Source organism: Rhizobium sp. SEMIA 4085, assembly GCF_013004495.1.
GTDB classification, from domain to species: domain Bacteria; phylum Pseudomonadota; class Alphaproteobacteria; order Rhizobiales; family Rhizobiaceae; genus Rhizobium; species Rhizobium gallicum.
Genome location: NZ_JABEPH010000271.1, coordinates 1 through 8,412, shown reverse-complemented (window position 1 = coordinate 8,412; position 8,412 = coordinate 1). Strand labels below are relative to the sequence as shown.

At 57.7% G+C, this 8,412-nt stretch carries 7 protein-coding genes and 2 pseudogenes; 6 read left to right on the top strand and 3 right to left on the bottom strand.

The features are described 5' to 3' along the window. Positions 1-143 precede the first annotated feature (143 nt). The 3 genes and pseudogenes from C9413_RS33745 to rpoN form a co-directional block, all read left to right on the top strand. A pseudogene (locus C9413_RS33745) lies at positions 144-228 on the top strand (ModD protein); the annotation flags it as partial. A gap of 412 nt (positions 229-640) precedes the next feature. Continuing rightward, positions 641-1,180 carry a peroxiredoxin gene (locus C9413_RS22875; protein ID WP_040114256.1) on the top strand — a complete coding sequence of 180 codons (540 nt, stop codon included), beginning with the start codon at positions 641-643 and terminating at the stop codon, positions 1,178-1,180. A 70-nt stretch (positions 1,181-1,250) separates the two neighbouring features. Beyond that, a complete protein-coding gene (rpoN, locus tag C9413_RS22870; RefSeq protein ID WP_040114255.1) occupies positions 1,251-2,693 on the top strand; it encodes an RNA polymerase factor sigma-54 in 1,443 nt (480 codons plus the stop codon). Between the two features lie 46 nt (positions 2,694-2,739). On the opposite strand, the gene C9413_RS22865 is transcribed toward rpoN, so the two are convergent. Beyond that, positions 2,740-3,429, bottom strand: a complete 690-nt coding sequence (locus C9413_RS22865; RefSeq protein WP_082046666.1) for a nitrogen fixation protein NifQ — start codon at positions 3,427-3,429, stop codon at positions 2,740-2,742. A gap of 469 nt (positions 3,430-3,898) precedes the next feature. Here C9413_RS22865 and C9413_RS22860 point away from each other — a divergent pair, with 469 nt between their 5' ends. The 3 genes and pseudogenes from C9413_RS22860 (at position 3,899) to C9413_RS34570 (ending at position 6,847) form a co-directional block, all read left to right on the top strand. Further along, positions 3,899-4,219: an iron-sulfur cluster assembly accessory protein gene (locus C9413_RS22860; RefSeq protein WP_040114254.1), complete on the top strand. Its 321-nt coding sequence runs from the start codon at positions 3,899-3,901 to the stop codon at positions 4,217-4,219. A gap of 971 nt (positions 4,220-5,190) precedes the next feature. Continuing rightward, entirely contained in the window at positions 5,191-6,381 is a 1,191-nt protein-coding gene (gene nifS / locus C9413_RS22850; RefSeq protein ID WP_040114253.1) for a cysteine desulfurase NifS, read from the top strand. Next, positions 6,278-6,847: pseudogene (locus C9413_RS34570) on the top strand (hypothetical protein). The gene nifS and the pseudogene C9413_RS34570 overlap by 104 nt, the downstream one beginning before the upstream one ends. Positions 6,848-6,886: 39 nt before the next feature. Here the strand turns inward: C9413_RS34570 and C9413_RS22840 are convergent. After that, positions 6,887-7,498, bottom strand: a complete 612-nt coding sequence (locus C9413_RS22840; protein ID WP_133938065.1) for a hypothetical protein — start codon at positions 7,496-7,498, stop codon at positions 6,887-6,889. Between the two features lie 2 nt (positions 7,499-7,500). Beyond that, positions 7,501-8,169: a glycosyltransferase gene (locus tag C9413_RS22835; protein WP_040114251.1), complete on the bottom strand. Its 669-nt coding sequence runs from the start codon at positions 8,167-8,169 to the stop codon at positions 7,501-7,503. Positions 8,170-8,412: the final 243 nt, after the last annotated feature.

Sequence of the window (8,412 nt, the reverse complement as noted above, 5' to 3'; positions counted from 1 at the left end):
TCGTGCAGGTCTCCACCATTCTTGTCCAGCTTCGTACAAAAGTAGGTTTGCGTGTAGACACACGCACGGGCAGAACCTCAAAGCATGCAAACACCGCGACCCGAGCCGGATTCAATTCTCACCGCGACCGGACCGGTGGGCGCTTACTGAAGTGCTGGAAGGTGGCGCAAACCCTGATCGAGATATGGTCGGGAATAGCAACAGCGCGCGATCGTCGGTGCTGCGAGAGGGGTGTCTCCGCAGATCACAAATCACCATGCCTGCACACGCACGAGCACGGCGGCGGCAAAGACTTATGCAGGCTGCAGTCCTGCCGGTGGGTGCGGCAGAGCATCGGCTCGGTCTGTCCCGAACGGTTTCGTCTTTCCCGAACATCCAACGTTTCTCAGTTCACGAGCCACAGGCCACCGTCGCAGGGGCTGGCTTCGACGTGATCCGGGCCGATAAGTTTAGCGCGATGAGATCGACATCTTAGCCGGCAGGCTTCCTTCGTGGCGATGGCAGTCCGTGCAAGTCGCGCGATCGCCTCCTTCAAGTCAAATGGCATGGCGCTTGCTTGCCCGGCATATGGGCCGAGCTCGGTGTCGCGCTAGCTGCAACCGAGAAGCCGCGTGCCAATTTTCCTAGAGGAGCAACATTGATGACCATGGACAGGAGAGTTCCCTCAGTCACCTTTCGCACGCGGGTTCGCGACGAGTCTATCGAGGGGCCAAACCCCTACCGCTGGGAAGACAAGACATCCGACGACTATTTCAGCAGCAAGCGCGTAATCCTTTTTTCGCTACCAGGCGCCTTCACCCCGACCTGCTCCACCTATCAACTGCCTGATTTCGAGAACCTTTATGGCGAGTTTCAGAAGAAGGGCATTGACGAAATTTACTGTCTCTCCGTCAACGATGCATTCGTCATGAATGCCTGGGGCAAGGCCACGGGGCTTCAGAAGGTCAAGCTTATCCCCGACGGCTCGGGAGAATTCACCCGCAAGATGGGCATGCTGGTCGCCAAGGACAATCTCGGATTCGGTCTGCGCTCCTGGCGCTACGCTGCCGTGATCAAAAATGGCGTTGTGGAGCAGTGGTTCGAGGAGGACGGTTTCTCCGACAACTGCGAAACCGATCCTTATGGCGTGTCTTCGCCGCAAAACATTTTGGAAACGCTCAAGGCCTCAGCCTCCGCATGACCAGAGGAGCCACTCCCAGCTCCCATTATGCGCGCACAAGTGCGGCGCTCGATAGGAGTTTGCTCGAACCATGAAGTCTTTTACAAGCCTTCTTCAGCGTCAGCAGCAATCGCTGGTTATAACACCCCAACTCATCGAGTCGATTCGCTTGCTGCAGCTGGCGCATACCGAACTGCATCAGTTCGTGGAACAGGAAATAGAGAAGAACCCATTTCTCGACCTAGCGTCAAATGATGGCGGGGCTTCTGGCGATGTATCGTCGACTGTGGTGGATGATCCGAATATCGGTGCGCGGGAAAACCACGTTGATGGGCCGACCAGGACCGACATGCCTGAGCTGCCCAGTCAGTGGAAATCAATCCGCGACACAGCCAATATCCGGGCGGGGGAACGCCCTGCCCTTGACGAGTTTGTCGCCTCCACCGAAACATTACACGACCATGTCGCTCGTCAGATCGCCCTCACTGCATTCACACCGCGAGAGCGGCTGATTGCTGGCGCGCTTGCCGATCATCTGGAAGACACCGGGTATCTGCAAGTGAACCTTTTGGAGCTGGCCGGGAGGCTAAATATCCGGGAGGCTGATGTGGAACGTGTTCTCGGAGCCTTGCAGCTCTTTGATCCACCGGGAATTTTTGCGCGAACTCTCAGCGAATGCCTCGAGATACAGCTGCGCCAGCTAGATCGGTTCGACCCGGCGATGGCAGCTTTGGTCGCAAATCTTGAGCTGCTTGCGCGACGCGATTTTCGGGCATTGAAGCGACATTGCGGAGTCGATGAAGACGACCTTCTCGATATGTTGCATGAAATCCGTACGCTCGATCCCAAGCCTGGAAACCGTTTCCAATCCGGAGGGCCGGAATCCATCATACCCGACGTCTCCGTCCTGCCCTCGCCTGGAGGTGGATGGCAAATCGAACTTAATCCGGACACCCTGCCCAAGGTGCTGATCAACCAGACCTATTTTGCGGAAGTCTCTCGCCTGACCGCCCAAAGTTCAAAAGATCAGTCGTTTCTCAACGAATGCTTCCAAAACGCGAGCTGGTTAATTCGCAGTCTCGATCAGCGCGCCACGACGATCCTTAAGGTCGCGACCGAAATCGTCCGCCACCAGGATGTCTTTCTGGAAGATGGCATCGCCCATCTTCGTCCTCTCAATCTTAAGACCATCGCTGATGCGATCGACATGCACGAGTCGACTGTAAGCCGGGTGACGTCGAACAAGTACATGCTCACACCCCGCGGCGTCTTCGAACTGAAGTATTTTTTCACAGTCGCGATCCCCTCCTCCCAAGGCGGCGACGCGCACTCCGCCGAAGCTGTCCGCCATCACATAAAGGCAATGATTGCCGCAGAAACGCTCGATGATGTGCATTCCGACGAGGCCATCGTTGCCCGGCTCAAGGAAACCGGCATCGACATTGCTCGCCGCACCGTCGCAAAATATCGCGAGGCGATGAACATCCCCTCGTCCATGCGACGCCGCCGGGAGAAGCGTGCCGGTTTGTATTGATGACGGTAGATGCATGACGGTCTCGTATCCCTCACGAATACGGCCCTTAATCCCAATCCTCCTTGGTCCGCGCGAGGCGGCTTTTGCCTTCCTCTGGACCGAAGCAGTCTTTGAAATCATTGCACTCTCGGCAACTGGTCGCGGTACACAGCGAAAAACCTTCAGCCTCGCAGAGCTTGCGGTAGAGGTACTTCTTCCATCTCATATTTTGGGTATTGCCGGACGCCAGCTTCGGGAAATGCGTGGCAAGCAAGCGGCTCAGTTCGGCCTGGTCGGAAAGGCCGAGGTCCTGCCAGAGATGGGCATTGCGCAAGGCGCGCCGGGCGATGATCTTGGCAAAGCGGGCGCTCGCGATGTCGCCCGCCCGGGCATGCGCCAGCAGCATGCCGCGCAGAAGTTCTTCCTCCATACCAAGCGCGGGATCGCTCACTTCTTCCAAGGAGAAGGCCGGGATGAGCCCAGAGGGGAAACTGCGGGTTAGGATATCGCGCAACTCGGCACTCGAAAGGCCGGTTGCCTCGGTCGCCGTCGCCTCGCCGGCATCGATTTCCTCGAGCGCACGCGAAAAGACACAGGCAAGCACATATCCGTCGAATTCCACCTCTACGTCCATCCGCGGCCGTCGCCCGGTGCGGGGCGATTGTGAGTGTCGTCGCCGATTGGGCTCGTAGGACATTCGTACTCCGTGGATGATGCCCTTTTCCCAAAAACCGCGGATCTGAGGCATATCTGACATTGCGCTTTCGTTCCTTCGTTCCATTGTCGATCTCATATCGGTCGGCTCCAGCCGCCTCGTGACGAGGGAGTTTCAAAAGCTGTGCCAGCTGCGCAAGCAAAGTTTTAGGAAAAAATTATTTACTGAACCCAATGGCTTAAGTGAGAATAAAGCAGGAAGCCGGGGCCGAATACGAGATGTCGCGTAATCGACAATCCGACAGTGCTTGTTGATTCCCCAGCATTTTTCGCGGTGAACTGCTACGAACTCTCCTCCGGCGGTGATGAGAGCCTCGGCCGGAATGGCGCACAGAGATACCTGGCGGAAGTGTCGGAATTCACGCGTTTTCGGGATGTCCGATATTCGACGACGTGGGACATGCAACATCGTGTCGTAGAGACATCCTACTGTTCCCGAACGTCTTCTTTCTTTGGCACGCTACATGCACCGTCATCCGCGAACGCGCCATCGACCAAGGAGAAATCATCCCGTGATCACGCTCACCGAGAATGCCGTCGCCGTCATGAACGCTGCGCTTTCCCGAGCCGCCGAACCGGTGCAAGGCTTTCGCATCATGGTCGAGGCGGGCGGTTGCGCCGGCTTCAAATACCTGGTTGGGCTGGAGAGCTTCCCGCGCGAGGGCGACGCGGTCATCGAAACAGATGGGGTCAAGGTGTTCGTGGACGTAGGCTCCCAACCACACGTCGCCGGCATGACCATCGACTTCGTCACGGATCTCGAATCCTCCGGCTTTGTCTTCGACAATCCCAACGCGGGGGAGAAGTGTGCTTGCGGCAAGTCCTTCGGCTGATCACCCGGGATTAGTGAGAAGGGGCATGTGGGACTATAGCGAAAAGATCAAGGGACGTTTTTTCAATCAGAAGAACACCGGCGTTCGGGAAACCGCCAGTACTTATAGTGAGGTCGGCGCCATCGCCTGTGGCAGTGCACTTGAATTGATGATCACAGTTGATCCGGTGGCGGAAGCGATCATTGCAGAGAAATTCCAGACGCTCCGCTGCCTCTACGCGATCGTCCGCTCGTCGGAGCTTGCCGAACTCATCATCGGCAAAATCGTCAACGAAGCACTCCGGATCACCAATCAGTACTTAGCAGGATTTCTCGATTTTCTGCCGCCGGAGACGATGCATTGTTCAGCGATGGGTTATGCTGCGACCGCCAGTTTACGCGGTCGGGAATACGTCGAGAATCGGAAGGCAGGCGCCTTCGTCTGCAAAGGCCTCGGTGTTGATGAAGGCGTGATCAGAGGGATGCCCGTATCAGCAGGCCCGCCACGATTGAGCGGGTCACTTACGACGCGAAGTCTCGCAGCCAGGTCACATGCTCCAAAGCCATCGAAGCAGTGGTTGTCGGGCTCCGCGCAGCGTTGGTCAACGAAGGCCTCATTAAGGAAGAGGAGGGCTGTACGGCCGGCACAACGGAGGTCCGCGCGCTCAAGAACACGGCACGGTCGGAGCCGCTGTGGGACCGGCGATCGTTTCGGGGATCCGGAGAACGGCGCCGCCCGACATAGTTCAGGTCTCAGCGTGGCGGCCCGGCAAATGACGACGCTGCATCGAATTCGACCGAACGGAGCCGCTGTCAAGGGCATGCATTCTCACCTGCGGGCTGACGGCGGAGACTGCAAACTTGTCGATGTCTACCGCGATCAGGCTACGTCAAACTGTCGGGCGCCTGCACCCGCGGTCTGCTCGCCTAGGTCACCATTAATCGAATCCTCAACGAGACGACCGAGCTCTCCCATCGGCCGAGATTGCACCCATGAGATCTATCTATCTCGATAACAATGCAACGACGCGAGTCGATCCTGAAGTGGTTGACGCGATGCTGCCGTTCTTTACGGATCAATTCGGAAATCCTTCGTCGACGCACGCTTTTGGCTCCTCCGTCGGCGTGGCGGTGAGGAAGGCGCGCCGGCAGTTGCAAGCGCTGATCGGCGCGGAGTTCGATCATGAGATCGCATTCACGTCGGGCGGGACGGAAAGCGACAATGCGGCGATCCTTTCGGCGCTCGAGGTAATGCCTGACCGCACAGAGATCGTGACTTCCGCAGTCGAGCATTCAGCCGTACTGACGCTGTGCGCCCATCTTGAGAAGACGCGCGGTGTCAAGGTGCACAGGATCCCCGTGGATCGTCATGGCCGACTCGATCTTGACGCTTACGGGACCGCCCTCACTCATCACGTGGCAATCGTTTCGATGATGTGGGCGAACAACGAGACGGGTACGATTTTCCCTGTGGCCATGCTTGCCGAGATGGCCAAGAAAATCGGCGCACTTTTCCACACGGACGCGGTCCAGGCGGTCGGTAGGGTTCCAATTGACCTGCAATCGAGTGCAATTGACATGCTGTCGTTATCCGGACACAAGCTACATGGGCCAAAAGGTGTCGGCGCACTCTATCTAAAACGGGGCGTGCCCTTCTCCTCGCTAATCAAGGGAGGCCATCAGGAGCGCGACCGACGCGCGGGTACAGAGAACACGCCCGGGATTGTAGGTCTAGGCAAGGCTGCCGAACTCGCCTTGAAATTCATGGACGACGCGAACACGCGGTTAAAGTCGCTTCGAGACCGCCTGGAGAAAGGCGTTCTCCAGCGTGTTCCAGACACTTTCGTTACCGGCGATCGGCTGGAGCGGTTGCCGAACACGGCGAACATCGCCTTCCAACATGTCGAAGGCGAAGGTATGCTTCTTCTTCTCAATCGCTGTGGCATTGCCTGCTCCTCCGGCTCTGCCTGTACCTCCGGTTCGCTGGAGCCGAGCCATGTCTTGAGGGCGATGGACATTCCTCATGCTGTTGCACACGGGACAATCCGCTTCTCATTCTCACGCGATAACTGTGACGAAGATGTCGACCGGGTGCTCGAAGTTATACCTAGCATCGTGGAGAAGCTGCGGGACGTTTCCCGTACTGGGCCACGTCACGAGGCCCTACAATCCCATCTGCGCTGAGGAGAAGAAGTCGGCCCCTGCCTATGACACGTCCAATCTTTCTCAACGATACGACCCTGCGCGACGGTGCGAGGATGCTTCGAGGGCCGATCGGAATCATCTCGCCCGTGTAATCGAGATGGCCGCGCGCGCCGGCGCAAGCCGCGTCAGGCTGGCCGACACGATCGGCGTGCTCGATCCCTTTTGACCTTCGAACTTGTCTCCCAATTGACGGCGCAGTCCCCGATCGACCTCGAATTCCCACAACGACTTCGGTCTTGCAGCTGCCAACACGCTGGCTGCGACCCGCGCCAGCGTGCGCCATGCCTCCGTCACCGTCGGGGGGCTGGGCGAGCGCGCTGACAATGCTGCGCTGGAAGAGGTGGCCGCCGTGCTGGCTGTGCTCGATGGCGCGAATACCGGCATCGACCTCACAGCGTTCCGGAGCTCGCCGCCCATGTGGCGCGCGCCGCCGGCCGGCCGATAGCAGCCATCATGTATGGGTGGACAGTTTAGCATCGAGCTTCTACATGGACCTGATCACGTCAATCAGCGGATCATGCGGAAGGGCGGTCGATTCTATTGTGCGCGAAAGGGTCTTTCCGTGATGAGAGAGGCTCGCTCGCATTTCGCGATCTGTAATAGCCAGCTCTAAGACCGACGCCAACTCGGCCACATTATTGGGGTCTCCGACGCGCAGGACATTTGTCCGATCCGCCAATTCGGCGGCGAAAAACACCTTCGAACAAATCTCACCGCTCAATATCAGCGATGTGCCACACGCAAGCACCTCACGCGGAACCTGAGGCCCATGAAACGTGATTGGAAAATTGTTTTCCAGGAATGTGATCACTGAGCAAGACCTTATAAAAGCCGGAACTCTCCACGGTGGAAGCGGTGGCAGAACAATCGTTCGACCTCGCAGCCGTTTCTTTGACGCAAGATGGTTGAATGCGTGAGCAAAGCGATCAGGCGCGGCACTCCACAGCGCGCGATAGGCGACCGGGACGTTTCGATCCGAGAGAAGGTCCAGCGCATCAATTTGTCCGTAAGTACCTTTGACTGCCCCGATTTTCCCGTAACTGCCGACAATCGGATCTGAGCACCTCAACCCTTCCCTATCCCAATCGGTCAGCATCTTCAGGAAGTCGCGTTGGAAACCGTAGTTGCTGAAGAAAGCCTCCGCCTCTTCGACAAGTACCTCAAAGTCAAGTCCGGTAGGCTCGCAGAAGGAATCGTCGAGCCTCTGCCGCGAGCTTGGACAAGGCTTTCTCGTCTGACGCCCGCATCCAAGAGAATCTGCATCGCCTCCTGGTTATTGCTCGCCACCACACGGCTTGCGGTCGCTAAGCAGTGGTCATAGAGTGGCGCTAAATCGGCAACTTTCTTCAATCGGCCCAGATCGCTTCCCGCATGCCGCAATATCACCTGCGTGTCGGCCAATCGACCAAAGATCGAAGCCGCAACGCCATAGGGTTCAAGATACCATCCAATCACCAAGTCGGGCGTACGCGACTTTGCGGCTGCAAGCGCGTTTCCCAAAAGTTGGCTTAGATACGGCGGTGCCCATGGAATGTAAGAGAGCCCTGGCACCGCCTCAACCTGCCGAATCTCAAGCTTTCCCGCGAAGCGAGCAATCGTCGCCTCTATGCCGGATGCCGACGCCATTTGCCGGAATCCGTAACCCATGCTGTTAGAGATGAAGGTTACCGTATGGCCCGCGGTCACAAGATCGATTGCCGCTACCCAAGTTGCCTTGGAAACACCCCCCTGGATAGGAGGCATCTTTCCGAACATCAAAATATGCATCGCCCGTCCTGCTCGTTCTCAACTGAGTAGCCCCCGGCGAATGGCTCGGCTGATCTGGGGCCGAGCAATTCGACGCGCTCCGTCTAAAAAGTGTTGCTTCAGCTGACGCATCCTGCAGCGCAGCCGTTGCAGCCTTTGCAGGACGCATCTGTGTTGTGGGGCGAGCGCTTCGGGTTCGGCCAATACGCTGGGGGCGGCTCTTCCCGGTAGACCGTTCGGTAGTCCTTCAGGAAAGCGAGGTAC

Excerpts from the sequence above, each read along its gene's own strand:
- nifS (WP_040114253.1), top strand. The coding sequence starts at position 5,191 with ATGAGATCTATCTATCTCGATAACAATGCAACGACGCGAGTCGATCCT.
- C9413_RS22840 (WP_133938065.1), bottom strand. The coding sequence starts at position 7,498 with ATGCTGACCGATTGGGATAGGGAAGGGTTGAGGTGCTCAGATCCGATT.
- rpoN (WP_040114255.1), top strand. The coding sequence starts at position 1,251 with ATGAAGTCTTTTACAAGCCTTCTTCAGCGTCAGCAGCAATCGCTGGTT.
- C9413_RS22875 (WP_040114256.1), top strand. The coding sequence starts at position 641 with ATGACCATGGACAGGAGAGTTCCCTCAGTCACCTTTCGCACGCGGGTT.
- C9413_RS22835 (WP_040114251.1), bottom strand. The coding sequence starts at position 8,169 with ATGCATATTTTGATGTTCGGAAAGATGCCTCCTATCCAGGGGGGTGTT.
- C9413_RS22865 (WP_082046666.1), bottom strand. The coding sequence starts at position 3,429 with ATGTCAGATATGCCTCAGATCCGCGGTTTTTGGGAAAAGGGCATCATC.